1 protein-coding gene is annotated in these 481 nt (G+C 57.4%); it reads right to left on the reverse strand.

Annotation, left to right across the window (positions count from 1 at the left end; translation table 11 throughout):
* Nucleotides 1–33: 33 nt before the first annotated feature.
* Nucleotides 34–481, reverse strand: a 448-nt coding sequence (locus E1297_RS48845) for a hypothetical protein (protein ID WP_196223094.1), incomplete at its 5' end; no start/stop codon positions are given.

Here is a 481-nt window from a genome sequence, read left to right on the forward strand (position 1 = left end):
CGACCATGTTGCACCTCACGTCTGAATTCAACGTCAGTTAGCAATTTCCCAGAACTTGCGATGCCTGTCGCCTAAAAGGGAGCTTCGGACTCTCTCCAACCGCTCCAGTCCGCACAGGACTTTCGTCACGACATCCGTCAGGAGCGCAATCTTTGGATCCCCTTCCAGAATTCCGAGGCGGTCGGCAAATAACTGGGTGCATTCTGCCGTCGTAGATGGCTTGCCGAGGATCCTGAGGGTCTCAAGAGCCGTCTGGCGGCGGTTCAGGCTGCCAAGCAGCGTGTCCAGCTCCTCAGCGTTCTTGCTCTTCGGTGCGTTTCTCACGCGTCGGGTGTTGGCTTTCTCAGGTTTCCAGTCTGGATCATAGATGGCGATCACCTTATCCAGGGCGACGAGGTGCGCCTGTGTCTCCGCCATCTCCGTGGCTAATTCTTCAGCCCGGGCGGTCAGCTCCGCCCGCTTGTCCTTCAATTCACTCGAT

It is taken from the genome of Roseibium sp. RKSG952 (assembly GCF_009711355.1).